Source organism: Streptomyces sp. 3214.6, from assembly GCF_900129855.1.
GTDB classification, from domain to species: domain Bacteria; phylum Actinomycetota; class Actinomycetes; order Streptomycetales; family Streptomycetaceae; genus Streptomyces; species Streptomyces soliscabiei.
In genome coordinates this window covers 1,519,671-1,543,521 of sequence record NZ_LT670819.1, presented here as the reverse complement: position 1 = coordinate 1,543,521, position 23,851 = coordinate 1,519,671, and the positions used below count along the sequence as shown (strand labels likewise).

Here is a 23,851-nt window from a genome sequence, read left to right as displayed (position 1 = left end):
CCGGAGAAGGGGTGCGACGTCGTCCGCGGACGACCACTAGGATCTACGACCTGATGACTGCCACTCTCGTCGCCAAGAACCTCGCCGCCGGGCACGGCGACCGCTCCCTCTTCTCCGGGCTCGACCTCGTCGTCGCCCCCGGGGACGTGATCGGGCTGGTCGGCGCCAACGGCGCGGGCAAGTCCACCCTGCTGAGGCTGCTCGCCGGCCTCACCGCGCCCGAACAGGGCCAACTCAGGCTCTCCCCGCCGACCGCGACCGTCGGCCATCTGCCCCAGGAACCGGAGCGCCGCGCCGGTGAGAGCGTGCGGGAGTTCCTCGCCCGCCGCACCGGCGTCGCCGAGGCACAGCGCACGATGGACGAGGCCACCCAGGCCCTGGTCGACGGGGCGCCCGGCGCCGACGACGCCTACGCCACGAGCCTTGAGCGCTGGCTCGACCTGGGCGGCGCCGACCTCGACGAGCGCGCCGAGGAGGTCGCCGACTCGCTGGGCCTCGGCGTCGGCCTCGACCAGCTGATGACGTCCCTGTCCGGCGGGCAGGCCGCCCGCGCGGGCCTCGCCTCCCTCCTCCTCTCGCGCTACGACGTCTTCCTCCTCGACGAGCCGACGAACGACCTGGACCTCGACGGCCTGGAGCGCCTCGAACGCTTCGTGACCGGACTGCGCGCCGGAACCGTCGTCGTCAGCCACGACCGCGAGTTCCTCACCCGCACGGTCACCAAGGTCCTCGAACTCGACCTCGCCCAGCAGCAGATCAACCTCTACGGCGGCGGCTACGACGCCTACCTGGAGGAACGGGACGTGGCCCGCCGGCACGCCCGCGAGGACTACGAGGAGTACGCCGACAAGAAGGCTGCGCTCCACGACCGCGCGCAGACCCAGCGCTCCTGGATGGACAAGGGCGTGAAGAACGCGCGCCGCAAGGCGGGCAACGACAACGACAAGATCGGCCGCAAGTTCCGCAGCGAGGCCAGCGAGAAGCAGGCCGCGAAGGCCCGGCAGACCCAGCGCATGATCGAACGCCTGGACGTCGTCGAGGAGCCGCGCAAGGAGTGGGAGCTGCGCATGGAGATCGCGGCCGCACCGCGCTCCGGCGCGGTGGTCGCCACCCTGCGCGAGGCCGAGGTACGGCACGGCGACTTCCGCCTCGGGCCGGTGTCCCTGCAGATCGACTGGGCCGACCGGGTCGCGGTGACCGGCGCCAACGGCGCGGGCAAGTCGACGCTGCTGGGCGCGCTCCTCGGGCGCGTCCCACTGGACGCGGGCCACGCGGCTCTCGGCTCGGGCGTCCTGGTCGGCGAGGTCGACCAGGCGCGGCAGCTGTTCCACGGCTCCGAGCCGCTGCTCGACACGTTCCGCGCGGCCGTTCCCGACACCGAACCGGTCGAGGTGCGCACCCTGCTGGCCAAGTTCGGCCTGAAGTCGGACCACGTGATGCGGGCGGCGGGCACTCTGTCACCCGGGGAGCGCACCCGCGCCGCCCTCGCGCTGCTCCAGGGCAGGGGCGTCAACCTCCTCGTCCTCGACGAGCCGACGAACCACCTCGACCTCCCGGCCATCGAGCAGCTGGAGTCGGCCCTCGACGTCTACGAGGGCACACTGCTCCTGGTCACCCACGACCGGCGCATGCTGGACGCGGTCCAGGTGACGCGTCGGCTGGAGGTGGCGGACGGCAAGGTGACGGAGCGGTAGCCGCTGCCCGAGCCCGCCCGCTTCCCACGCCGTCGGCAACCGCTGCTCACCGGCCGTCCCGCGGGGTGGGGAGCGGAGGATTGAACGGGGACGCTGCGGCCAGGGCCCAGCGGAGGGCCGTCGCCCGGCGGATCTCGACCACGCGCTCGACGTCGAACTCGACGAGCTTCAACGCGCCGGGCAGCGCCGCGCTGCGCTGCGGATCCCAGTCGAGCCGGGCCCGGCCGGTCAGCTGGAGCGTGTGGCCCTGCTCCCAGTCCAGGAAGAGCAGCCCGCAGGACGGGTTGAGATGAAGGTTTCCCAACGTCATGTAGAAGGAGTTCCCGACGTAGTCCGGCCAGGAGAGCCGGCGGGCACCGTGGACGGTCACGAAGCCCGGCTCGCCACCGCGATGCGAGGCGTCGGCCCCGTGATCGGGGGAGTGGCTGGCGATGAAGAAGGTGTCCGCCTGTGAGATCCACTGCCGCTGACGCTCGGTGAGATCCGCGCGGACCTCGGCCCTGGGCTGTCCGGGCTCCGTGGCGTCCTCCAGCGGGACCCGCTGCTGAATGTACTTGGGGCAGTTGCCGAGGACCTGCTCGGCGCGGACATGGAGAGCGCCCTCTCGCCGTTGCGCCACGCCGTTCAGCCTGATGCGGCGCACGGTGCGCGGTTCGATCGCGAGCATCCCGACGGCGCGCTCGGTGTCGAAGGCGCGGTCGAGGGGGTCGCCGGTCACCGGCACGGCGGCGACCCTGAGGTGGTGCCGGTCGACGGTGTCGGCGAAGCCGACGCCTCCTGTGACGGCGGAGGCCCATACGGCGCCCTCGGAGTCGGCCGCGCCGAGCAGGAGCAGCCGTTGCTGCCTCAGGAAGTGGGCGAACGGAGGCTGGATCACATCGTCGAACATGGGTGAGCCCCACCCCGAGTGGCCCTCGCCCGCCCTTCTCTGTACGGCCTGTTCACCCTGGTGCTGGAGCGGCTTGGTCACGCTGGTCTCCTTGTGTTCCGCGGTTCTCCCCGACCCCGACCCTGCCCGCTGCCCCCTGCCCGCTGCCCTCGGTCCCGGCCGGTGATCGAGACGCTAGTGAGGGCGCGAGGCCTCTGGTTGTCGAATCGCGCACCGCGCATGGAGGGGACGCGTCCAGTTCGTCGAGCGCCCGGCGGCTCGGTGTGGCCGCGGTGTGCCGCATCGGCGCAGACAGGGCCGGGTGCGGACTGTACTCGTGAGGTCACAGAGGGCCATGTGGTTGATCGAGAAACTACTGGTCGCTGTAGAAAACCAGCAACAGGGTATGTTCCAATGGCTCGCGGCGGGACGGATGCAGGGGTGACACCAGCCCATCGGGGTGCGGCGGCCGCAACGGCGCGGCTGCGGTGAGGCGACGAAGCACCCCCCTGATTCCTGCTCGACAGACGGGGGTTAGTCGATGGCGCATGTCGGTGTTCGGAGTTCGGCTCGGACCGGTGTCCATGTCGATGCGGACACGCAGTCCCATGGCTGCGTACAAATTGTTCGCGGGCATGACGAAGAGCCTCGAGGGACCAGAGCGACGAAACGGTTCGGTGAAGTGCGGGCGCATTTCGTGGAGGGCGGTCCGCGGGAAATGATCCGGCCCAGCAGACTGCTCGAACCGGGTCTGGACGGGTATTTGAGCCTATGTCGCCCGCTGGCCGGCGAGGTGCTGGTGTTCCAGGACGGACGACATGCGTCGGCCCGTGGGGCACAGCTCGTCTGCTATGACAGTTCACGGCCTTACAAGATCATCATGCCGGAGCGGTTCCGTATGGTGATCCTGGTGCTGCCGCATCGTCTGATGGGGCTCACCGCCAAGGACACCGGGACACTCACGGCGAGGGCGTGGCACGGATCGCACGGTCTCGGGGCGTTGATGTCCGACCTGCTCGTCGGCCTTGAACAGCACGGCGAGCAGGTCGACACGGGGATCGAACTCCTGGGCGGCAGTGTGGCGGGCCTGGCCGCCGCACTGTTCGCCGAGCAGCTGCGCTCGATGGCCGAGGAAACCAGTGTGGCCAGACCGACCCTGATGCTGAGCATCCAGGCGTTCATCCGCGAGCGGCTGGCCGACCCCGAGCTCAGCCCGTCGACGGTGGCCCAGCGGCACAACGTCTCGCTTCGCTATCTGCAGAAGATATTCCACGAGCACAAAACCAGTCCCGCGCGCTGGATCCGGGACGAAAGGCTTGCTCGGTGCCGGTCCGAGCTGGCCGATCCCAGGTTCGATCACCTCTCCATCGCGGTGATCGGCGAACGCTCCGGGTTTTACGGGGCTTCCCACTTCAGCCGCCTCTTCCGGGACCGGTACGGCGTCACGCCCCGGGAATTCAGGAAAATGCGCGAGGCGGCTCTCAGCAATTGACGCACGGTGCGCGTGTTCCATGGTCCGGACCGTTGACAACAGTCATGGAAAGGTAATGCCTTGACCAGTTTTGAGTTTCCCGGAGAGTACTACGAGATCATGCGCAGGGGCTTTCGGGACCTCGCCGCCGAAACGGAGTTCCTCGCCTCCCTCGCACCGGCGGGCGCCCGCGTGCTCGATCTCGGCTGCGGAACGGGCACCAACCTTCGCGAGCTCGGTGCCCGGGGCTTCTCCTGCCTGGGAGTGGACCAGAGTGCACGTTTCATCGAGTATGCGCGCAACGCCGGCGGCGAGGGCGTCGAGTACGTGCACGACAGGGCCGAGGCCTTCGCCTCCGGGGACCGGTTCGATCTCGTCTACAGCCTCTTCATGACGCTGAACTACCTGCCGCGAGCCGAGCTGCGGCCGGTTCTTCAAAAGCTGCGGGACCTGCTGCGGCCCGGCGGCCATGTCGTCCTGGAATTCGGTCACCTGCTGAACTTCGTGGAGAGCTACCAGCAGCACACGGTGGCCCACCACCGCGGTGACGGGGTGCTCATCACCCGGCTCGCCCGCCAGTCGATCAACCCGCACGCGGCGAGCTGGCGGAACGAGGAGACCCTTCTCGTCCGTGAGCCGGACGGCCGGGTGGCCATGTACGACAACTTCTTCGACCAGGCCGTCCTCACCGGGCCGGAGGTGCGAGAGCTGTTGGCCGACGTCGGACTGAAGATAACCGCCGAGTACGGCGGTTTCCGGAAGGAGCCGGCGCCCGGCCACGGACGCGGCCCGCTGGTGATCGTGGCGACCGCGGCGGGGGAGAGCTCCAAATGACGACCCCCGACATCTCGTTCCTCGACGGCGGCCCCGCCGTCGAGCCGAACGTGGCCCACCTCGGTGAGGCGCTCGTCCGCGCGGCGCACGACGGAGACGCCGAGGAACGCATCCGGTTCATCCGGCCGGACGGCAGCGAAACCGCGAGCACGTACATGCGCCTGCTGGACCGGGCCGCACGCATGCTCGCCGGCATCCGCGCCGCGGGCGTACTCCCCGGTGAAACGATCATTCTCCAGGTGGGTGACGACCCGGAACTGCTGGCCGCCTTCTGGGCGTGCGTCCTGGGCGGGTTCGTCCCCATGCCCGTCAACGCCGGCGCCACCGCCGACCAGCGCGCGGCCGCTCCCGAGCTGCTGCGGCGGGTCTGGCACGGCTACGGCAGGCCGAGGGTGATCACCGGCGCCGGTCAGGAGCTGTCGCCCGAGGTCACCGCCGATCCCGGGTGGGGCGGCGCATGGCTGGGAACAACGCCCGAACTGCTCTCGCACACACCGGATATGACATGGCATCAGGCCGATCCGGACGACCCGGCCGTGCGGCTGCTCACCTCGGGCAGCACCGGTGTGCCCAAGGCGGTGGTGCTCAGCCATCGCAACGTGCTGAGCCGGACGGCGGCCACCGTCCAGGTGAACGGGCTGAGCAGCCGGACCCGCACCTTCAACTGGATGCCGCTGGACCATGTGGGCGGTCTGGTCATGTTCCATGCCCGTGACGTCTACCTGGGCTGCCACCAGGTGCACGCCCGTTTCGCGTGGGTGCTCGACGATCCGCTGCGCTGGATCGCCTCGATGGACCGGCACCGTTCGGACACCACCTGGGCGCCCAACTTCGCCTTCGGGCTCATCAACGATCAGGCGGACCGGCTCAAGGAGCAGTCCTGGGACCTGGGTTGCCTGCGCTACATCATGAACGGCGGCGAGGCCGTCCGCAGCGGAGTGGTCCGTCGGTTCCTGGAACTGCTCGCCCCCTTCGGGCTTCCGTCGGACGCCATGTACCCGGGCTGGGGCATGTCGGAGACCTCCGCCGGAGTGGCCGACTGCGAGTTCTCCGTCGCCAACGCGGGGGACGAGCGCTATGTGCCCGTGGGGCGGCCGCAACCGGGCACCCGCCTGCGGGTGGTCGACGAGCGCAACGGGCTCGTCCCCGTCGGCGTCACCGGCAGACTCCAGGTCACCGGCGCCTCCGTGACTGCGGGTTACTACCGCAACGCCGAGCAGAACCGGCAGTCGTTCACCGCCGACGGCTGGTTCAAGTCCGGTGATCTCGCCTACATCCAGAACGGCATCCTCACGGTGACCGGCCGGGCGGACGACGTCATCCAGTTCGACGACGTCACGTACCACGGCCACGAGATCGAGGCCCGGGTGGAGGAGCTCGACGTCGTCGTGCCGTCGTACACCGTGGCCTGCCTGGTGAGCGGGGAGGACGCGGAGCGCGAAGAACTCGCGGTCTTCTTCCACCCGCGCGACGGCGTGGACGTCTGCGAGGCGGAACGGCTGGTCCGCGGCCGGGTGGCGGACGCGTTCGACGTCGACCTGGCACATGTCGTGGCGGTCACCAAGGAGGACGTCCCCAAGACCGGCATCGGCAAGCTGCGCAGGGCCCAGCTGCGGGAGCGGTTCGAGGCCTCAAGGGGTGCGGAGCGGGCCGACGCCCTGGCACAGCGCTCCTGACCGGAGCCTGAGAAGGGGCGACATGCGGGCGGTGGCGCCGGGGGAGGTCCCCCTGGCGCCACCGGCCTGTTCCCGGGGCTGGTTCAGTGGCCGCCCCACCGACCGGGTTGGGCCGCGGCGGGGACGGCCGCCGGGAGCTTGCGGCCCAGGAACTCCCTGACCAGCTCGGCCGTCTCCGCGCAGTGCGTCTCCAGGGGGAAGTGCCCGGTGGGCAGCAGATGCACTTCTGCGTCGGGCAGGTCGCGCCGGAAGGCCCGGGCGCCCTCGGGGCCGAAGATCTCGTCGTGCGCTCCCCAGACGGCGAGCAACGGAACCCGGCTGCTGCGGAAGTACTCCTGGAAGAGCGGATACGCCTCCAGGTTCGAGGCGTAGTCACGGATGAGCCGGAGCTGGATCGCGATGCTGCCGGGGTGCCGCAGCGCGGCCGAGTCGAGATGCCAGGCGTCCGGGTCCAGCAGAGTCTCGTCGGACACCCCGTGGGTGTACTGCCACCGGATCCCCTCCGGGCTCAGGGCCTGGCGCAGGGGGGCCTCGGTCGTCGGGTTCGGGTCGGCGAGGTAGGCGTGGACCGGGGCCCAGAACTGCGGACGCAGGCCCTCCAGGTAGGCGTTGCCGTTCTGCGTGACGATCGCGGTGACCCGCTCGGGGTGGGCCATGGCCAGCCGCCAGCCGATCGGCGCACCGTAGTCGTGGACGTGGAGGGCGAAGCGCGACAGCCCCAGCCGCTGCGTGAAGTCGCTCGTGATCGTGGCCAGGTTGGCGAAGGTGTAGTCGAAGTCCTCGGCGGCCGGCCGGGCGGAGTGACCGAAGCCGATGTGGTCGGGAGCGATCACCCGGTAACTCCCGGCCAGGCGGCTCATGAGGTCGCGGAACGACCGGGAGCTCGCCGGAAAGCCGTGCAGCAGGAGCAGGACCGGTGAGTCGGGGGAACCGGCCTCGCGGTAGAAGACGTCGAGCCCGCGCACGCCGACGGTGCGATGACGGATATGCGGATCCATGGAACCCCTTCGCTGTGACCGGCGGTCGTGCGCCGGCGTCCCTCGTGCACGTCGTACAGGTGCCGTCCGCCCGTTCAGACTTCGGTGTGGCGGGTCCGCGCGTAATGCCGGGCTGCCTTGGCGCGGTTGCCGCACAGTGCCATGGAGCACCAGCGGCGGCCGCCGTTGCGGGAGGTGTCGAAGAAGTACCGGATGCAGTCCGGCTGATCGCACAGGCGGATCCGGTCCGCAGCCGTGGTGAGCAGACGCAGGTAGTCGCGGGCCGCGGTCCACGCCGCGCCCCAGGCCGGATCCTCGAACTCGGTCGCCTCGCCGGGCCCTTCGGCGGTCAGGGTGGGCCTGATACGGCCGTGCGCCAGGACGTCGTCGACCTGCCGGGCCGCGCCCGCGGAGCCCGGCGCGGTGACGGCGGCCGACAGCGCCTCGCGGGCGAGGAGAACCGCCCTCAGGGACGCGGTGTCAGCGGGGAAACGGTCGGCCAGGCCATGGCCGGCCAGCCAGACGTGCAGGCCGCTGGGCGAGTCGAGCAGGTCTTCGTCGTGACCGTGCTCCTTCCAACGGGTGTTCAGCAGGTCGAGAGCCAGGGGCTCGCCGACGAACGGACGCGGGTCGGTCTCGGTCATCGCACCATCCTCCATCCGAACCGTTCTAACCCCTCAAGCATACGTGACTGGTTGCAAGGGGAGATTCCTAACCTGTAAAGTCCCTTTCGTTGGTTAGTCGGATCGGTGTGTGCGGACGTACCAAATCGCGTGCGCGTTCACACGAGAAGCGAGAGGCCACCGTCCATAGCGTGAGGACGGCGCGAGATCGGCCGACGGCCCCTCGACGCGCCCCGACGTCAGACGAGCACGCAGGCACAGGAGGGTTTCCATGACTGTTACCGAGACTCCGAGTCCGGCCATGGGCGGCGAGCAGGCCCCTGTCTCCGCGCAGGAGATCCTGGCGCGGGCGCGGGCCGCGGCCCCGCTGCTGCGCGAGCGCTCCGAGGAAATTGCACGCACCCGGCGCCTTCCGGAGGACGTCGTCCGGCTGGTGCGCGACACGGGCGTCTTCCGCATCGGAATGCCGAAGGAATGGGGCGGCCCGGAACTCACCTTCGCGCAGCAGACCGAAGTGATCGAGGCGCTCTCCTACGGTGACTCCGCCGCCGGCTGGTGCGCCATGATCGGCATGGACACCTGGATCTACGCGGGCTACCTGGACGACCTGGTGCTCAAGGAGATGCTCGCCAACCCGGACGCGATCACCGCCGGTCTGATCTTCCCGGTCGGTCGTGCCGACCGGGTTCCCGGTGGCTACCGGGTCAACGGCCGCTGGCCGTTCGGCAGCGGTGTCACCCACGCCGACTGGGTCGTCGGCGGCTGCGTCGTCCACTCCGACGGCGAGCCGGAGCCGGGTCCGGACGGCGCGCCGGTGAACTGGCGGCTGATGCTGGCCCGTCGCGAGGAATTCGAGACGGTGGACACCTGGCACACCCACGGTCTGGCCGGCAGCGGCAGCATGGACTACCAGGCCACCGACCTCTTCGTTCCCGAAGAGCGCTCGTTCGACTTCACGAATCCGCGGGGATCCGGGCCGCTGTCCGCCCCCGACGCCTTCCTGGGCAATGTGCCCGGGGTGCCGCTGGGCGTCGCCCGCGCGGCACTGGATCATGTACGCGAGCTGGCGGCCGACCGGGTCGAGCGGGCCACGGGCACCCCCTGGTCGGACAGTTACCGCGTGCAGACGGCCATCGGCCAGGCCGAGATGGAACTCTCCGCGGCCCGCTACGCGGTCTACGGCACGCTGAACGAGCTGTGGAGCCGGCTGGAGGAGGGTGTGCAGCCGACGCGCGACCAGCAGGTCTCCTCGGCGCTGGCCCGCGTCAACGCGTTCCGCACGGCCCGCTCGGTCGTCTCGCGGCTCTCCGACCTCGTCGGAACGGCCTCCATCTACCAGAGCTCTCCGCTGGACCGCTGGCTGCGCGACCTCCACACCATGTGCCAGCACATTCTCGCCCAGGAGCAGATCGTGCAGTCGGCGGGAGCCCATCTCCTCGGCGGCACCCCGCAGGCGCCCTTCCCCCTCGGGCTCAAGGGATAACCCGGACACGGTGACGGCGGTCGGTGCGGCGGGGCGAACGTCCCGCTCACCGGCCGCACCGCCGGCATCGGACGCAAAATGACCGGCAATTGACTAGATGAGGACAGTTCATGGCAACTTCCAGCGAAGTAGAAGTCGACGCAGTAGGCACAGGCGGAGGAAAACCGGACGGAACCAGGCCCTGGGGATTCCGCGAGTGGGGCCTGCTCGTCAGCGTCTGTGCGGCATTCTTCCTGGACGCCCTCGACAACATCATGGTCGGCATAGCGGTTCCGCCGATCCAGTCCGACCTCGGCATGAGCACCCAGTCCGTGCAGTGGGTCGTGAGTTCCTACGTCCTGGGATTCGGCGGTTTCCTGCTGCTCGGCGGACGCATGGCGGACATGCTGGGCCGGCGCCGCATGTTCCTGATGGGCGTCGCCGTCTTCGCCGTCGGATCGCTCGTCGGCGGGGTGACCAATGACGGTCTCGTCGTGATCGTCGCCCGGTTCATCATGGGCATCGGGGCCGCGTTCACCGCCCCGGCCAGCCTGTCCATCATCATCACCAACTTCGCCGAAGGCCCGCAGCGCAACCGCGCCGTCGGCATCTACACCGCCTGCGGCGCGGTCGGCTACTCCACCGGCGTCATCGTCGGCGGCGCGCTCACCGAGATCAGCTGGCGCTGGACCTTCCTGCTCCCCGTGGTCGTGGCCCTCATCGCGTTCGGCGGGGCGCTCGCACTGGTGCCGCGCGACCCCAGCACCGACCGGAGCGGGAGCACGTTCGACGTCACGGGCGCCGTCACCGTCACCGCGGCGATGCTGCTCCTCGTCTACAGCATCGTCGAGGCGCCCGACGCGGGCTGGGCCTCCCCGCGCACGCTGGGAACGTTCGCCGCCTCGGTGGTCCTCCTCGCCGTCTTCGTGGCCGTCGAACGCCGGGCCGCCCAGCCCCTGCTGCGTCTGGGCCTGCTGCGCAACCGTGCCCTGGTGGGGGCCAGCCTGGTCGCCGCGGCGATCCTCGGCACCTACATGAGTTTCCAGTTCATCGGCGGCCTCTACCTGCAGACCCTGCGCGACTGGTCGCCGATGCAGATGGCCCTGGCCTTCCTGCCCATCGGTCTGCTCATCATGACCATCGCGCCCCGGGCCGGGAAGCTGATCTCGCGGTTCGGCGTCCAGTGGATGATCTTCGCCGGCTTCGTCGCCTACACCGCTTCGTACCTGCTCTTCCTACGGATCGACGAGACGTCCTCGTACCTGTGGGTGATCCTGCCGAGCATCCTGCTCATCGGCGTGGCGTTCCCCTTCTCCTTCCCCGCCGCGAACGTCCAGGCGACCACGGGCGTCGACGACTCCGAGCAGGGGCTGGCGGCCGGCGTGCTGCAGACGGGCTACCAGGTGGGCGCGGCGATCGTCCTCGCCATCGTGACCGCCACGATGTCGGTCGAGGAAGGCGCGAAGGACACGACCGCCACACTGGACGGCTACCACTCCGGTCTCTACGTCGTCACCGCCATCTCCGTCCTCACCACCCTCCTCACGCTCGGCGCGGCGCTGCGTGCCTCGGCGCGACGCCGGCCGGAAAGCGCGGCGGCGATCCAGTAGGCGCACGCCCGCCGTCGGACGGGCCGGAGTTCCGCCCCACCCCTTCGCGAAGAACGGGGTGGAATTCCGGCCCTCCTCGCGGAATCGAAAACCCTCAGCAGGCAGTGATCGAATCCGGCAGAGTTCACTTTCCCGGGCGGATGGGACCGCCCCGGTGAGACCTGGAGATGACCGATGGACCGTAGTGGGCTGTGCCCCTTCGTAATGGACGCCGGCGGGCGCGACATCCATGGTGAGATCGCCCGGATACGCAGCCTGGGACGCGCGGTGCAGGTGGAACTCCCGGGCGGGGTGGTGGCCTGGTCGGTCACGGACTACGACCTGATCCGCAGTCTTCTCCTGGATCCGCGCGTCTCCAAGGATGCCTACCAGCACTGGCCTTCCTGGATCAACGGCGAGATACCCCAGGACTGGCCCCTGGCCATCTGGGTGTCCGTCCAGAACATGGTGACGGCCTACGGCGCCGACCACACCCGCCTGCGCAAGCCGGTGGCCACGGCCTTCACACAACGCCGGGTCGCCGCACTGCGCCCGCGTATCCAGCAGATCACCGACGAACTCCTCGACGCCCTGGCCGCCGAGCCGCCGGGCCGACCGCTGGACCTGCGCGAGAAGTTCGCGCATCCGCTGCCCAACCAGGTGATGTGCGAGCTGTTCGGCATTCCCGACGAGTACCGCTCCGAACTGCACGGGATCATCAAGGGCTTCTTCCGTACGTCCGCGTCCGCACAGGAGGCGCAGGCCAACGGCCATGCCCTGTACGCCACCCTGTCGGACGTCCTCGCGTACAAGCGCGAGAACCCGGGGGACGACCTCACCTGCGACCTGATCGCCGTGCGGGACGAGGACGGCGCGAGTCTCACCGAGAAGGAACTGGCGGACAACCTCATCCTGCTGTTCACAGCCGGATACGAGACCACCGTCAATCTGCTCGACCACGCCGTGCACGCCCTGCTGCGCCACCCCGAACAGCTCCGCCTCGTACAGCAGGGGGACGCAGGCTGGGACGACGTCATCGAGGAGACGCTGCGCTACGAAGCCCCCGGCGCCCACTCGATCCTGCGCTACGCCGTCGAGGACCTGGACCTCGGCGACGTGGTGATCCCCAAGGGCGACGCGATCATGATTTCCTATGCCGGGGCGGGCCGTGACCCCGCACGGCACGGCGACACCGCGGACCGCTTCGACATCACCAGGCCCGGCCGCCGCGACCACGTCTCCTTCGGTCACGGCGTCCACTACTGCCTGGGCGCGCCGCTGGCCCGGCTGGAGGTGTCGATCGCCCTTCGCTCCCTGTTCGAGCGCTTTCCGGCGCTGGCTCTCGCCCGACCCGGCACGCCGGCCGAGGCGCAGGAGTCGTTCATCTCCAACGGCCACCGGGAACTGCTGGTCCTCCTGGACCGCGAGACCGCTGCCGTCTGACGGCTCAGCCGGCCGGCCGCCCGGCCGGCTCCGGCCCGGACCGGGCGGCCATGGCGGCCCGGTACCAGGCGGCGTACGACGCGAAGCGCTCCGGGAAACCCGGACCCGGGTCGGCGTCGACCAGCTTCCACAGGGCCGAACTCTCGTACCAGTGGTCGACCGCGAGCAGCGACAACCGCCGCGCCCTGGCGGGGTCGTCCCGGGCGCCGAGCAGGTCGAGCGCCCTGCCGTGGGAGACGTTCCCCTGCGGGAGCGGCAGGCGCAACGCTCCGGCCACCGTACTGACCACGTCCCGGACCCGCACCGGGTCGGGGTGGTTCGCATGCAGGACCCGGCCGGCAGGCAGGGCGCGGAGCCGGGCCAGGCGGGCGACGGCGTCGGCCAGATCGTCGACGGCGATCATCGAGACCTGGGCGCGGCCCTCGTCCACCCAGTGCGGGACGAGGTGCAGCATCGCCACGAGCGAGGGCACCACCCAGGTGTCGCCCTCGCCGTAGACCATGTGCGGCCGCAGGACGAGGCCGCCCGCAGCGAGCACGCTCTCCTCCGCGGCGAGCCGCGTGATGCTGGTGGGGGACACCGGGGCGGGCCGCAGCAGCGACTCCGTCTCGCCCCGGTGGGGCCCGTCGCCGTAGACCGCGGCCGTGCTGAGGTGGATGATCCGCCGGACACCGGCCCGGGCCGCTTCGGAGAGCAGCGCCCGAGTGCCCTCGACGTTGACGGCACGGCAGCGTTCCAGGTCTGCGCCGACCTGTGCGGCGAGATGGACGAGCGTGTCCACCCCGTCGCAGACGCCTCGCAGGGAGCTCGCGTCGCACAGGTCGCCGTGGACGGTCTGCGCCGCCGCGCCGGCCGGCACCATGACCTCCCGGTCATGGACCAGCAGTCGCACGAGGGCACCGGGCGCGGCGCCCTCGGCGGTGAGGAGCCGGCGGACCACGTGAGCGCCGATGAATCCCGCTCCTCCGGTGATCAGTACGGTCGGCCGGGTCATGCCGACTGCCTTCCCACGTCGGTCAGGGAGGCGGTGAAGACGGGGTGGCCGTCCTGACGGCCGGTGACCCGGACCGACCGGCCGCCGGGAACCATGGTGGGGACGGTGTGCGCCTCGATCCAGCAGGGGGTGGCGAATTCCGCGTAACGGTGGAAGTCGATGGTGAACGACGCGGGATAGAAGGGCTCCGGCGTAAGGAGGGCCGTGGCGGCCTGGTGCGCGGCCTCGACCAGGAGCATGCCGGGATAGTGGTCGGCCGCCCGGCCGAACAGGGTGACGTTCCCGGTGTCGCCCCGCAGTTGCCAGCGCCCGGGTTCGCGGGTGGGTGCCAGCGCGACGTGCACGGGCTCCGTCCGGCCGACCAGGGCCGGCGCCACGGGTATCACCGGCGCCGCCGCCTCGGCCGGGGAGAACGCGCCCCGGAGCCGCCGGTAGGCCTGCGGGGTGGAGATGCTGAGCCGGCCGCCGCCCGTGGCCACCGTACGGGCGCCGTGCCGGACGGTCATCCGGCAGTCGGTGGCCGTCAGCCGCAGGCCACGACGCCGTATGTCGCAGCAGACGACGTCCAACCGCAACTCGGTCGCCATGTCCGTCACGTCGAGGTGTTCGGGGTGGGACCGGTAATGGAGGTCTCGCATGAGGAAGTGGTGGTCGAGCGGGACGGCGAACTCCGTGTGGCACAGGAGGATCGCGGCCTGCCGCAGCGTCTCGACGATCAGCACCGGGGCGTGCTTGCCCTGTAGGGGGACGAAGAACTCGTGGGTGTGCGGCCAGTTCGCCGTCACCGAGAAGCGCTCGTCGTCCAGGCGCTGCCAGTCGGTCAGCAGAACGTCGTCGACGCGGGGTCTGTGCACCAGCTCCTTGGGTATCGTGCCGGCTCCGCCCACCGCGTCGACGACCTGCCGACCGCAGGCCACAGGTGTCCAGCTCATGGCTCCCCCTCATGACACGAGCATGGAGAGGCCTGTCCCCCCTCGGGGAAAGATACGTCCTTAGCGGTATGGTTTCAATCAAGTTTGAGTCAGTAGAGGATGGTGCTCGTGGCCCAGCAGGAACGTGCGATCAGGACTCGGGAGCTGATCCTCGAGGCGGCGGGGGCGGTCTTCGCCGAGCGGGGATACGACGGCGCGACCATCTCCGACGTCTACTCACGGGCCGGGCTCACCAAAGGGGCGTTCTACTTCCACTTCTCCTCGAAGGAGGATCTGGCCGAGGCGATCCTCGAGGTTCAGGTGGACCGGGGGACCTACCCCATCGTCCGGCGTCCGCTGAAGCTTCAGGAGTTGGTGGACGCCGGGTTCGTCTTCGCGCACCGCCTCATGCACGACCGGATGCTCCAGGGCAGTGTCAGCCTGTCGTTGGAACGGGGGGCGCATCAACTGGACCGTCGGCGACCGTTCCTGGCCTGGATCGAGCACAATCTGGCAGGTCTGACCGAGGCGAGCGAGCAGGGAGAGCTGTACCGGAGCGTCGACCTGCAGGAGACCGCCGAACTCCTCGTCGCCTCCTTCTCCGGGATCCAGCTGCTGTCCCATGTGCTCTCCGACCGCAGGGACATGGCGCAGCGGCTGTCCGTGCTCCTGATGCAGCTGCTGCCGACCGTCGCCGTCCCCGCCGTGCTCGCGCGACTGGACCTGAGCGCCGATCGCGGCGCCCGGGTACTGGCGGAGGCGGAGGCCCTGGCCGCGGCCGCCGCAGAGGCCGCCGACGGTGACGGCACCTCCGACTCCGACTCCGACTCCGACTCCGACTCCGGTTCAGGCACCGGTACCGGCACCGAGTAGAGGGACCCGCCGGGGCACGAGCCCCAGCGCCGGTCAGAACGTGCAAGGCGGTATTTTCCTTCCGAGGCGCTCCCCGCTGCCCGCCGTGCGGCAGCCGCGAGCCTGCTCGAGGTGACAGCCGGCGGGCCTCCGCCGGCTCTTTTGCGTATCGGCGACGGCCCGTCTGCGTATCGGCGACGGCCCGTCGAGGCAGGCGTGTACGGGCTAATTCCTGTGCGCGCCCCCGCAAAACCGCGACCCGGCCTCTCGGTAACGTCTCCGGCATCGAACCGGTGCGTATCTGAAATTCCCCGGAGAGGACCAGTCATGGGTGACCTGTCAGCAGCGAATCATCCGCCGGTTGCCGTGACGGACGATCTGCGTTCCGTCATGCGCAATTTCGCCTCCGGTGTGTGCGTGGTGAGTACTTTCTCCGACGCGGAATCGACCCGCCGGCACAATGCTCTGACGATCAACTCGCTGACCTCGGTGTCATTGACCCCGCCCCTGGTTTCGCTGAGCATTCGCCGTGATTCCACTTTTCTGGACGACCTGATGGAATCCCGGGTCTGGGCGCTCTCCATCCTCGACGGCGGCGCCGAAGACCTGGCCCGGATCTTCGCCCGCCCCGCGGAGGACCGGATGAAGGCCCTCGGCAGCCTGCCCGCCGAGCCGGGCCGGCAGACCGGCGCCCTGCTCCTCGACTCCGCGGCCTGGATGGAGTGCCGGTACCGGGACCACCTGGTGGCCGGCGACCACCTGCTGATCGTCGGAGAGGTCGTCGGAGCCGGCGTGAACGACTCCCGGTCCTCACTCATATTCCTGCACGGGGAATTTCACCGTATGGACCAGAACGCGATATGAGCGGGCCGGAAGAGCTGCGGATGAGAGAGCATATGTCTGGAATATCGATCGGTGTGGTCGGAGGTGGTGCGTCTGCGGTCTGCCTCATCGACGCACTGGCCCAGGCACAGGGCGGACCGGGCAGCATCACGGTGTTCGAGCCGTCGCCGAATTTGTGGCGAGGCCGCGCCTATCAAGTCGACGTCGAGACCATAAAGGTGAATGCGCCGCCCGACGACATGTCCGTACGCGTGGGCGACCTCGGTCACTTCGAACGCTGGCTGGAGATTCGCGAGCGCATTGTCGAGGACTTCGACAGCGTCGACCCCTATTCCGGGGCACGTTTCGCACCGCGGACCGTCTACGGCGAATATCTGGAGCAGTCGGCCTACACGGCCCTGGGAGAGCTGCGCCGACAGGGCTGGCGGGTCGATCTCGTCGGCGCCGCGGTCACCGGGGCCCGGCGGACCGCCGACCAGGTGCTGCTGAGCACGAGCAACGGCCACGCCGGCGCCTTCGACTACGTCGTACTGTGCGTGGGCGGTGACAGCCCCAAGGACGCCTACGGACTCACCGGTGCACCGGGGTTCATCGCGGACCCGTATCCCGTGTCGCACCGCCTGCGGGACATCGGCCCGCGGGAGGACGTGGCCGTCATCGGCAGCGGCCTCACGGCCGTCGACATCGTTCTAGCCCTCGCCGCTCAGGGCCATCAGGGCCGGATCAGCCTGCTGTCCCGGCGAGGGCTGCTGCCCGGGGTCCGGCAGCGCCCGGCCGCCTTCGAGCCGCGCCATCTCACGAAGGAGCGGATGCGGTCCCTCGCCGGGCGACGGAGTGAGCTGGCCCTCGCGGAGTTCGCGGACCTCGTGAAAGCCGAACTGCGCGACGCGGGCGCGGATCTCGACGCGGTGTACGCCGAGATCATGAACGCCGACCGGGAAGCGCCGGTGGACCGCCTGCGACGTCAGTTCGCCGCCGTGGGCTCCCCGGACCTGGGCCTGCGCATCCTGCAGCGCGCGGTGCCCGACATCGGCCCCGACGTGTGGCCGCTGCTCAGGGAACAGGACAGGGCCGAACTCCTGCACTCCCACTACCGGACCGTCATGAGCCTGTGCTGCCCCATGCCGCCGAGCAGCGCGTCCCTGATGCTGCAACTCGTCGACGCCGGCCAACTGGACGTCCGTTGCGGCCTGCAGAAGGTCACGGCACGCCCCGGCGGCGGCTTCGAGACGATCACCACGGACGGGACGGCCCTGGCGGCGGACAAGGTGATCAACGCGGTCAACGCTTCCGAGGGCCGGATCCCCACCGGCGCGCTGCCGCTGGTGACCACCCTGACGCGCAGTCACGCGGCCGTCCGCCACCCCCACGGCGGGTTGAACCTGGCCCGGGCGACCAGCCGCCTCATCGCGGACGGCACCCAGGACCCGCGCCTGTACGGACTCGGCAACATCGGCTCCGGCGCGCTCTTCTTCACGTTCGGAGTCCCGTCGCTGGTGGACCGCGGTGAGGACATCGTCGCCGCCATCCTGCGGCACGCGGGCGCCGCGAACCCCGCCCGGCCGACGGACGTCCTGCTGCCCGCCTAGCGCATCCCCTACCGACGGTCCCCCCCCGTTCCCGGTCAACACCGGCCCAGAGAGAGGGAGTCACCATGACCACCATGACCACCCCGACCGAGACGACCGACACGACCGACCCGACCGACCCGACCACCGGGACCCGTGCCGCATACCTCGCGGACACCGCGACCGGTCTGCCGATTCCCGGAGAGCCGGTCTTCGACACCCCGGAGGAGACCAGGCGGCACCGGAAGCAGCGCCTGGCCGCGGCCCTCCGGCTGTTCGGCAAATACGGCTTCGGAGAAGGGATTTCGGGTCACATCTCCGTCCGGGACCCGGAGTATCCCGACCAGTTCTGGGTCAATCCCTTCGGCGTCTCCTTCAAGCAGGTCCGCGTCGCCGATCTGATCTGCGTGGACGCCGAAGGCCGCGTCGTCCACGGAAAGCACCGCGTCAACCCGAGCGCCTTCGTCATCCACTCCCAGATCCACGAACTCCACCCCGGGGCGACCGCGGCCGCTCACGGCCACACGGCGCACTCCCGCGCGCTCGGAGCGCTCGGCCGACTGCTGGAGCCCATCGACCAGGAATCGGCCGCCTTCTACGGCCGGCAGACCCTGTACGAAGCCTACGAAGGACCCTCCGTCTCCCTGGAGCAGGGCCGCGACATCGCGGAGCAGCTCGGGGACAACCGGGCCATTCTGCTGCGCCACCACGGCCTGATCACCGTGGGCGGCTCACTGGACGAAGCCGTGCACTGGTTCTTCACCTACGACAGCTGCGCCCAGGTCCAGCTGCTCGCCCTCGCGGCCGGCACCCCGAAGACATTCACCCATGAACAGGCCACGGCGGCGGGCGACGGATTCGGCGACGCCCAGCTCGGCTGGTTCAGCTTCCAGCTGCTCTGGGACGAGATCGTCGCCGAGCAGCCCGATCTGCTCGACGAGTGAACGTCCGGCCGACGCCCCGGCGGATCTCGTGCCCCAGGTGGAACACATGAAGGACACCCCATGATCTCTCGGCAGAACCCCCCGGTGCAGTCCTGGCGAGGCCTGCCCGCCGCGCAGCAGCCGACCTGGCCCGATGAGCACGCCCTCGGCGCGGTGCTCTGCGACCTCGCGGCCGCACCGCCCCTCGTCTTCGCGGGCGAATGCGACCAACTGCGCACCCGGCTGGCCTCGGTGGCACGCGGGGAGGCCTTTCTCCTCCAGGGCGGTGACTGCGCCGAATCCTTCGACGCCGTCTCCGCCGACCAGGTCCGGGACAAGATCAAGACGCTGCTGCAGATGGCGGCGGTGCTCACCTACGCCTCATCCGTGCCGGTGGTCAAGGTGGGCCGCATCGCCGGCCAGTACTCCAAGCCGCGCTCGCAGCCCACGGAGCGGCGTGACGGGATCGAGCTCCCTGCCTACCGCGGCGACGCGGTCAACAGCCTGGAGTTCACCCCCGAGGGCCGCACCCCCGACCCCGAGCGCCTCAAGCGCATGTACCACGCCTCCGCCGCTACCCTGAACATCGTCCGGGCCTTCACCACCGGCGGCTACGCCGACCTGCGGCAGGTGCACGACTGGAACCAGGACTTCGTCGCCAACTCTCCCGTCGGCGAGCGGTACGAGCGCCTCGCACGGGAGATCGACAAGGCACTGGCGTTCCTCAAGGCCTGCGCGGCGGAGCCGAGCGAGTTCCGCTCCACCGAGTTCTTCTCCAGCCACGAGGCGCTGCTCCTCGACTACGAGTCGGCGCTCACCCGGCAGGACTCCCGTACCGGGCAGTGGTACGACGTGTCCGCCCATCTGATCTGGATCGGGGAACGCACCCGGCAACTCGACGGCGCCCACGTCGAGTTCGCCTCGCGGGTCCGCAACCCCATCGCAGTGAAGCTGGGGCCGGCCGTCGGCGCGGACGAGGCGCTGGCGCTCATCGACCGGCTGGACCCGGACCGGGAACCGGGCCGGCTGTCCTTCATCACCCGGATGGGAGCGGACAAGGTCCGTGACGTCCTTCCCGGGCTGGTGGAGAAGGTCACAGCGTCCGGCGCCCAGGTCGCCTGGATCTGCGATCCGATGCACGGCAACACGTTCACCGCCCCCAGCGGCCACAAGACACGCCGGTTCGACGACGTCCTCGACGAGGTGAAGGGCTTCTTCGAAGTCCACCGCGAACTGGGCACCCACCCGGGCGGCATCCATGTCGAGCTGACCGGCGAGGACGTCACCGAATGCGTGGGCGGCGGCGCCGAGATACGCCTGGACGACCTCGCGCAGCGCTACGAGTCCGCCTGCGATCCGCGCCTCAACCGCTACCAGTCGCTGGACCTGGCCTTCCAGGTCGCCGAGTTGTACCACCACCGCCGAGCGCCGCGAGGAGAGTGAGATGACAGTGCGCGCAGTACGGGGCGCGGTCCAGCTTGAACGGGATGACAGGGACCACCTGGTGGACAGCACCAAGAGCCTGTTGAAGGAGATGCTCGACGCCAACGGACTTCAGCAGCGGGATCTCGTCAGCGTGATCTTCACGGCGACGCCCGATCTGCACAGCGAGTTTCCCGCGGTGGCCGCACGGGAGTCGGGCATCACCGACACCCCGCTCCTGTGCGCCCAGGAGATCGACGTCGCCGGAGCACTGCCGCGCGTCGTACGCGTCCTGCTGCACGCCGAGACCGACCGGCAGAAGTGCGACCTGCGCCATGTCTACCTGGGCGGCGCCGCAGCCCTGCGCAGCGATCTCGCCGGCACCGCCGAGGAGGCCCGGTGATCCGTACGGCAGCGGTCGTGGGCACCGGCCTGATCGGTACCTCGGTGGCCCTCGCGCTCACCCGCAGAGGAGTGCACGTCCATCTGCTCGACGCGGACGAGTCGGCGGCCCGCACCGCCGCCGCGCTCGGCGCGGGCACCGTCGGCCCGCCCACCGCACCGGCGGACATCGCCGTGCTGGCCGTGCCGCCCGGCAGCGTCGGCGAGGTGCTGGCCAAGCAGCAGTCGAACGGGCTGGCCCGCAGCTACACCGACGTGGCCAGCGTCAAGACCGGGCCGGAGCGGGATGTGTTCGCCCTGGCCGACCCGTCCTGCTACATCGGCGGACACCCCATGGCGGGGCGCGAGCTGTCCGGTCCGCTCGCCGCTTCCGCCACGCTCTTCGAGGGACGCTCCTGGGTGCTCACCCCCACCCCGGACACCGCCACGGAAACCCTGAACCGGGCGCTGGAAGTGGCGTCGCTGTGCGCGGCGGTTCCGGTGGTCATGCAGAGCGCCGCCCACGACCGGGCGGTCGCCCTGGTGTCCCACACGCCCCACCTCGTCGCCTCGTTGATGGCGGCGCGTCTGGAGCACATGCCGGAGGACGCCTCGCAACTCGCCGGCCAGGGCGTACGCGACGTCACCCGCATCGCCGGGGGCGACCCGCGCCTGTGGGGCGACATCCTGGACGCAAACGCCGCGGCCGTCGCCGATGTGCTGCAGGAACTCGCCGTGGACCTCACCGTGGCGGTGTCGGCGCTGCGGGGCCTGGCCACCGACGACGCCGACGAACGGGCGGAAGGGCTGATGCTCGTCGCCGACCTGCTGGGTCGTGGCAGGAAGGGCCGTGAGCGGGTGCCGGGCAAGCACGGGGAGAAGCCCTCCCACTGCACGCCCGTGCATGTGCTCATCGGTGATCAGGCCGGTGAGCTGGCCCGCCTGTTGGCGACCGTGGCGGAGCTGGGCGTCAACGTCGAGGAGGTGTCGATCGACCACTCGCCGGGCGAGCGCAGCGGGCTGGTCGAACTCCTGGTGGAACCGGCCTCGGCTGTCCGGATGGCCCGCCGCCTCACGGACTACGGATGGGCGGTGCAGCGGCCCCCCGGCCACACCGGCTTCCCGGCCGTTCCCACAGCCGAACCGGCCCCGCGCACCGGCCCGCTGCCGGCCGGCACGGCCGCTGGCCGTTCCCGGGCTCCTGCGCGCGGCTGACGAGCCGACCACCGACGACGAAGGAGAAGCCGTGGGCGCATCCGCGCCGGACGACCGCGGGCGAGCCGCACGCCGCCGGGGACACGCACGCCCCGCTGGCCGCGCGGATCCCCCGGTCGAAGAGTCTCACCAACCGGGCGTCGCTGCCGGCCGCCGCCGCGAGCGGCACGAGCGTGCTGCGGGCGCCGCTCGTCAGCGACGACACCCTCCCCTTCAGGGAGGCCCTGCCCACGCTGGGCGTCGACGTGGCAGTCGCCCCGGCCGACGCGCGCTGCGGGCGCGGATCGCCTGCCACCGCCTACGACTTCGAGGAGTGTTGAGACAGATGTCGAGCAGGTTGCGGTGGTTGACCGCGGGCGAGTCGCACGGCCCCGCACTCGTGGCGACGTTGGAGGGCCTCCCGGCCGGCGTGCCGATCACCACGGACATGGTGGCCGGCCACCTGGCGCGACGGCGGCTCGGTTACGGGCGTGGCGCGCGGATGAAGTTCGAGCGCGACGAGGTCACCTTCCTCGGCGGTGTCCGGCACGGTCTCACCCTGGGTTCCCCGGTGGCGGTCATGGTGGGCAACACCGAGTGGCCGAAGTGGGAGCAGGTGATGGCGGCCGACCCGGTCGACCCGGAGATCCTGGCCGGTCTTGCCCGCAACGCCCCGCTGACCCGCCCGCGGCCCGGCCACGCCGACCTCGCCGGGATGCAGAAGTACGGCTTCGACGAGGCCAGGCCGATCCTGGAACGCGCCTCCGCGCGGGAGACGGCCGCCCGGGTGGCGCTCGGCGCGGTGGCCCGGTCGTACCTGAAGGAGACGGCCGGTATCGAGATCGTCTCCCACGTGGTCGAGCTGGCCGCGGCGAAAGCGCCGTACGGGGTGTATCCGACCCCGGCGGACACGGAACGGTTGGATGCGGATCCGGTGCGGTGTCTGGATCCGGACGCGTCGAAGGCGATGGTCGCGGAGATCGACCAGGCCCACAGGGACGGTGACACGCTCGGTGGTGTGGTCGAGGTGCTGGTGTACGGGGTGCCGGTGGGGCTGGGCTCGCATGTCCACTGGGACAGGCGCCTCGACGCCCGGCTGGCCGCCGCTCTCATGGGCGTCCAGGCGATCAAGGGCGTCGAGGTCGGCGACGGCTTCGGGTTGGCGCGGATGCCGGGTTCGAAGGCGCACGACGAGATCGTCGCCGGCGAGGCGGGGATCGGACGGGCCTCGGGTCGCTCGGGCGGTACCGAGGGCGGGTTGTCGACGGGTGAGGTGCTGCGGGTGCGGGCGGCGATGAAGCCGATCGCGACGGTGCCCCGGGCGCTGCGGACGGTGGACGTGGTCACGGGCGAGGCGACGCAGGCGCATCACCAGCGCTCCGACGTGTGCGCGGTGCCGGCGGCCGGGATCGTGGCCGAGGCGATGGTCGCCCTCGTCCTGGCGGACGCGGTGGCCGAGAAGTTCGGCGGCGACTCGGTGCCCGAGACCCGCCGCAACGTCCGGTCGTACCTCGACAACCTGCACATCCGATGAGCGGGCCGCTGGTCGTCCTGGTCGGCCCGATGGGCGTTGGCAAGTCCACCGTCGCGCAGCTGCTGGCCGAACGGCTGGGCGCCGGCTACCGGGACACCGACGACGACATCGTCGCCGAGCAGGGCCGCGGCATCGCGGAGATCTTCGCCGACGGGGGCGAGCCGGTCTTCCGGGCGATCGAGAAGCAGGCGGTGCGCAGGGCCCTGGCCGAGCACGACGGCGTCCTGGCGTTGGGCGGCGGCGCGATCCTGGACGCCGACACGCGCGCGCTGCTGGCCGGGCGCCGGGTCGTCCATCTGTCGGTCGGCGTCGAGGAAGCACTCAGGCGCACCGGCCGGGACACGCCCCGGCCCCTGCTGGCGGCCGACCCGCGCAAGCAGTGGCAGGACCTGATGAAGGCCCGCCGCCACCTCTACGAGATGGTCGCCGCCGCGGTCGTGGCCACGGACGGTCGCACGCCTGAAGAGGTCACCCGAGCCGTCCTGGACGCACTCGGGCCGAACCTGGTCCGGGCCGGCCGCCGACAAGTGCCCGGCCCGGCCGGCCCGCTCGCCGCGTACGGCGAACGGGCCGGCCCGTGAGCGGGCCAGTG

At 70.5% G+C, this 23,851-nt stretch carries 22 protein-coding genes; 17 read left to right on the top strand and 5 right to left on the bottom strand.

Annotated features, from left to right (window positions below; translation table 11 throughout):
• Positions 1–53: 53 nt before the first annotated feature.
• A complete protein-coding gene (locus tag B5557_RS06900; RefSeq protein ID WP_079658286.1) occupies positions 54–1,694 on the top strand; it encodes an ABC-F family ATP-binding cassette domain-containing protein in 1,641 nt (546 codons plus the stop codon).
• Between the two features lie 46 nt (positions 1,695–1,740).
• Here the strand turns inward: B5557_RS06900 and B5557_RS06895 are convergent, their stop codons facing one another.
• Positions 1,741–2,664, bottom strand: a complete 924-nt coding sequence (locus tag B5557_RS06895) for a pyridoxamine 5'-phosphate oxidase family protein (RefSeq protein WP_197697290.1) — start codon at positions 2,662–2,664, stop codon at positions 1,741–1,743.
• A gap of 439 nt (positions 2,665–3,103) precedes the next feature.
• Between B5557_RS06895 and B5557_RS06890 the strand changes: the two genes are divergently transcribed.
• From B5557_RS06890 to B5557_RS06880, 3 genes are read left to right on the top strand one after another with little or no spacing between them, the layout of a single operon-like run.
• Positions 3,104–4,054 carry a helix-turn-helix domain-containing protein gene (locus B5557_RS06890; RefSeq protein WP_079658285.1) on the top strand — a complete coding sequence of 317 codons (951 nt, stop codon included), beginning with the start codon at positions 3,104–3,106 and terminating at the stop codon, positions 4,052–4,054.
• Between the two features lie 60 nt (positions 4,055–4,114).
• A complete protein-coding gene (locus B5557_RS06885; protein ID WP_079658284.1) occupies positions 4,115–4,867 on the top strand; it encodes a class I SAM-dependent methyltransferase in 753 nt (250 codons plus the stop codon).
• A complete protein-coding gene (locus B5557_RS06880; RefSeq protein WP_079658283.1) occupies positions 4,864–6,543 on the top strand; it encodes an AMP-binding protein in 1,680 nt (559 codons plus the stop codon). The genes B5557_RS06885 and B5557_RS06880 overlap by 4 nt, the downstream gene beginning before the upstream one ends.
• A gap of 83 nt (positions 6,544–6,626) precedes the next feature.
• On the opposite strand, the gene B5557_RS06875 is transcribed toward B5557_RS06880, so the two are convergent.
• Both B5557_RS06875 and B5557_RS06870 read right to left on the bottom strand, forming a co-directional pair.
• Positions 6,627–7,541, bottom strand: a complete 915-nt coding sequence (locus B5557_RS06875) for an alpha/beta fold hydrolase (protein WP_079658282.1) — start codon at positions 7,539–7,541, stop codon at positions 6,627–6,629.
• A 74-nt stretch (positions 7,542–7,615) separates the two neighbouring features.
• Positions 7,616–8,164: a CGNR zinc finger domain-containing protein gene (locus B5557_RS06870; protein ID WP_107472562.1), complete on the bottom strand. Its 549-nt coding sequence runs from the start codon at positions 8,162–8,164 to the stop codon at positions 7,616–7,618.
• Between the two features lie 250 nt (positions 8,165–8,414).
• Here B5557_RS06870 and B5557_RS06865 point away from each other — a divergent pair, with 250 nt between their 5' ends.
• From B5557_RS06865 to B5557_RS06855, 3 genes are all read left to right on the top strand, one after another.
• Positions 8,415–9,626 carry an acyl-CoA dehydrogenase family protein gene (locus B5557_RS06865; RefSeq protein WP_231976284.1) on the top strand — a complete coding sequence of 404 codons (1,212 nt, stop codon included), beginning with the start codon at positions 8,415–8,417 and terminating at the stop codon, positions 9,624–9,626.
• Positions 9,627–9,736: 110 nt separating this feature from the next.
• On the top strand, positions 9,737–11,215 hold the full coding sequence (locus tag B5557_RS06860) for an MFS transporter (RefSeq protein WP_079658279.1): 1,479 nt from the start codon (positions 9,737–9,739) through the stop codon (positions 11,213–11,215).
• 174 nt (positions 11,216–11,389) lie between these two features.
• Complete coding sequence (locus tag B5557_RS06855) at positions 11,390–12,637, top strand: cytochrome P450 family protein (RefSeq protein ID WP_079658278.1); 1,248 nt, start codon at positions 11,390–11,392, stop codon at positions 12,635–12,637.
• Positions 12,638–12,641: 4 nt separating this feature from the next.
• Here B5557_RS06855 and B5557_RS06850 read toward each other — a convergent pair whose 3' ends face one another.
• Together B5557_RS06850 and B5557_RS06845 are read right to left on the bottom strand one after the other, a co-directional pair.
• The gene (locus tag B5557_RS06850; protein WP_079658277.1) at positions 12,642–13,631 is read right to left on the bottom strand and encodes an NAD-dependent epimerase/dehydratase family protein; all 990 of its coding nucleotides are present in this window, start codon (positions 13,629–13,631) and stop codon (positions 12,642–12,644) included.
• Complete coding sequence (locus tag B5557_RS06845; protein WP_079658276.1) at positions 13,628–14,563, bottom strand: ScbA/BarX family gamma-butyrolactone biosynthesis protein; 936 nt, start codon at positions 14,561–14,563, stop codon at positions 13,628–13,630. Before B5557_RS06845 ends, B5557_RS06850 begins: the two co-directional genes overlap by 4 nt.
• A 108-nt stretch (positions 14,564–14,671) precedes the next feature.
• On the opposite strand from B5557_RS06845, the gene B5557_RS06840 reads away from it, so the two are divergent.
• The 10 genes from B5557_RS06840 (at position 14,672) to B5557_RS06800 (ending at position 23,840) form a co-directional block, all read left to right on the top strand.
• On the top strand, positions 14,672–15,415 hold the full coding sequence (locus B5557_RS06840; RefSeq protein WP_079664632.1) for a ScbR family autoregulator-binding transcription factor: 744 nt from the start codon (positions 14,672–14,674) through the stop codon (positions 15,413–15,415).
• 306 nt (positions 15,416–15,721) lie between these two features.
• Positions 15,722–16,258: a flavin reductase family protein gene (locus tag B5557_RS06835; protein WP_331716828.1), complete on the top strand. Its 537-nt coding sequence runs from the start codon at positions 15,722–15,724 to the stop codon at positions 16,256–16,258.
• Between the two features lie 32 nt (positions 16,259–16,290).
• Complete coding sequence (locus tag B5557_RS06830) at positions 16,291–17,826, top strand: FAD/NAD(P)-binding protein (RefSeq protein ID WP_159424339.1); 1,536 nt, start codon at positions 16,291–16,293, stop codon at positions 17,824–17,826.
• 65 nt (positions 17,827–17,891) lie between these two features.
• The gene (locus tag B5557_RS06825) at positions 17,892–18,749 is read left to right on the top strand and encodes a class II aldolase/adducin family protein (RefSeq protein WP_231976282.1); all 858 of its coding nucleotides are present in this window, start codon (positions 17,892–17,894) and stop codon (positions 18,747–18,749) included.
• Positions 18,750–18,809: 60 nt separating this feature from the next.
• The gene (locus B5557_RS06820) at positions 18,810–20,171 is read left to right on the top strand and encodes a class II 3-deoxy-7-phosphoheptulonate synthase (RefSeq protein ID WP_079658274.1); all 1,362 of its coding nucleotides are present in this window, start codon (positions 18,810–18,812) and stop codon (positions 20,169–20,171) included.
• A gap of 1 nt (position 20,172) precedes the next feature.
• Positions 20,173–20,553, top strand: a complete 381-nt coding sequence (gene aroH, locus B5557_RS06815) for a chorismate mutase (RefSeq protein ID WP_079658273.1) — start codon at positions 20,173–20,175, stop codon at positions 20,551–20,553.
• Entirely contained in the window at positions 20,553–21,746 is a 1,194-nt protein-coding gene (locus B5557_RS06810; protein ID WP_079664629.1) for a prephenate dehydrogenase, read from the top strand. Before aroH ends, B5557_RS06810 begins: the two co-directional genes overlap by 1 nt.
• Positions 21,743–22,066 (top strand): hypothetical protein, encoded by a 324-nt coding sequence (locus B5557_RS46155; RefSeq protein ID WP_443031360.1) that lies wholly within the window; start codon positions 21,743–21,745, stop codon positions 22,064–22,066. Before B5557_RS06810 ends, B5557_RS46155 begins: the two co-directional genes overlap by 4 nt.
• Positions 22,067–22,071: 5 nt before the next feature.
• Positions 22,072–23,259, top strand: coding sequence for a chorismate synthase (aroC, locus tag B5557_RS06805; RefSeq protein WP_079658272.1), 1,188 nt, complete (start codon positions 22,072–22,074; stop codon positions 23,257–23,259).
• A complete protein-coding gene (locus B5557_RS06800) occupies positions 23,256–23,840 on the top strand; it encodes a shikimate kinase (RefSeq protein WP_079658271.1) in 585 nt (194 codons plus the stop codon). Before aroC ends, B5557_RS06800 begins: the two co-directional genes overlap by 4 nt.
• Positions 23,841–23,851: the final 11 nt, after the last annotated feature.

What these genes read in the sequence shown, in the direction of transcription:
- B5557_RS06900 (WP_079658286.1), top strand. Translation starts at nt 54, where the DNA reads ATGACTGCCACTCTCGTCGCCAAGAACCTCGCCGCCGGGCACGGCGAC.
- B5557_RS06835 (WP_331716828.1), top strand. Translation starts at nt 15,722, where the DNA reads ATGGGTGACCTGTCAGCAGCGAATCATCCGCCGGTTGCCGTGACGGAC.
- aroC (WP_079658272.1), top strand. Translation starts at nt 22,072, where the DNA reads ATGTCGAGCAGGTTGCGGTGGTTGACCGCGGGCGAGTCGCACGGCCCC.
- B5557_RS06880 (WP_079658283.1), top strand. Translation starts at nt 4,864, where the DNA reads ATGACGACCCCCGACATCTCGTTCCTCGACGGCGGCCCCGCCGTCGAG.
- aroH (WP_079658273.1), top strand. Translation starts at nt 20,173, where the DNA reads ATGACAGTGCGCGCAGTACGGGGCGCGGTCCAGCTTGAACGGGATGAC.
- B5557_RS06820 (WP_079658274.1), top strand. Translation starts at nt 18,810, where the DNA reads ATGATCTCTCGGCAGAACCCCCCGGTGCAGTCCTGGCGAGGCCTGCCC.
- B5557_RS06875 (WP_079658282.1), bottom strand. Translation starts at nt 7,541, where the DNA reads ATGGATCCGCATATCCGTCATCGCACCGTCGGCGTGCGCGGGCTCGAC.
- B5557_RS06855 (WP_079658278.1), top strand. Translation starts at nt 11,390, where the DNA reads ATGGACCGTAGTGGGCTGTGCCCCTTCGTAATGGACGCCGGCGGGCGC.
- B5557_RS06845 (WP_079658276.1), bottom strand. Translation starts at nt 14,563, where the DNA reads ATGAGCTGGACACCTGTGGCCTGCGGTCGGCAGGTCGTCGACGCGGTG.
- B5557_RS06865 (WP_231976284.1), top strand. Translation starts at nt 8,415, where the DNA reads ATGACTGTTACCGAGACTCCGAGTCCGGCCATGGGCGGCGAGCAGGCC.
- B5557_RS06860 (WP_079658279.1), top strand. Translation starts at nt 9,737, where the DNA reads ATGGCAACTTCCAGCGAAGTAGAAGTCGACGCAGTAGGCACAGGCGGA.
- B5557_RS06800 (WP_079658271.1), top strand. Translation starts at nt 23,256, where the DNA reads ATGAGCGGGCCGCTGGTCGTCCTGGTCGGCCCGATGGGCGTTGGCAAG.
- B5557_RS06890 (WP_079658285.1), top strand. Translation starts at nt 3,104, where the DNA reads ATGGCGCATGTCGGTGTTCGGAGTTCGGCTCGGACCGGTGTCCATGTC.
- B5557_RS06825 (WP_231976282.1), top strand. Translation starts at nt 17,892, where the DNA reads ATGACCACCATGACCACCCCGACCGAGACGACCGACACGACCGACCCG.
- B5557_RS06850 (WP_079658277.1), bottom strand. Translation starts at nt 13,631, where the DNA reads ATGACCCGGCCGACCGTACTGATCACCGGAGGAGCGGGATTCATCGGC.
- B5557_RS06870 (WP_107472562.1), bottom strand. Translation starts at nt 8,164, where the DNA reads ATGACCGAGACCGACCCGCGTCCGTTCGTCGGCGAGCCCCTGGCTCTC.
- B5557_RS06830 (WP_159424339.1), top strand. Translation starts at nt 16,291, where the DNA reads ATGTCTGGAATATCGATCGGTGTGGTCGGAGGTGGTGCGTCTGCGGTC.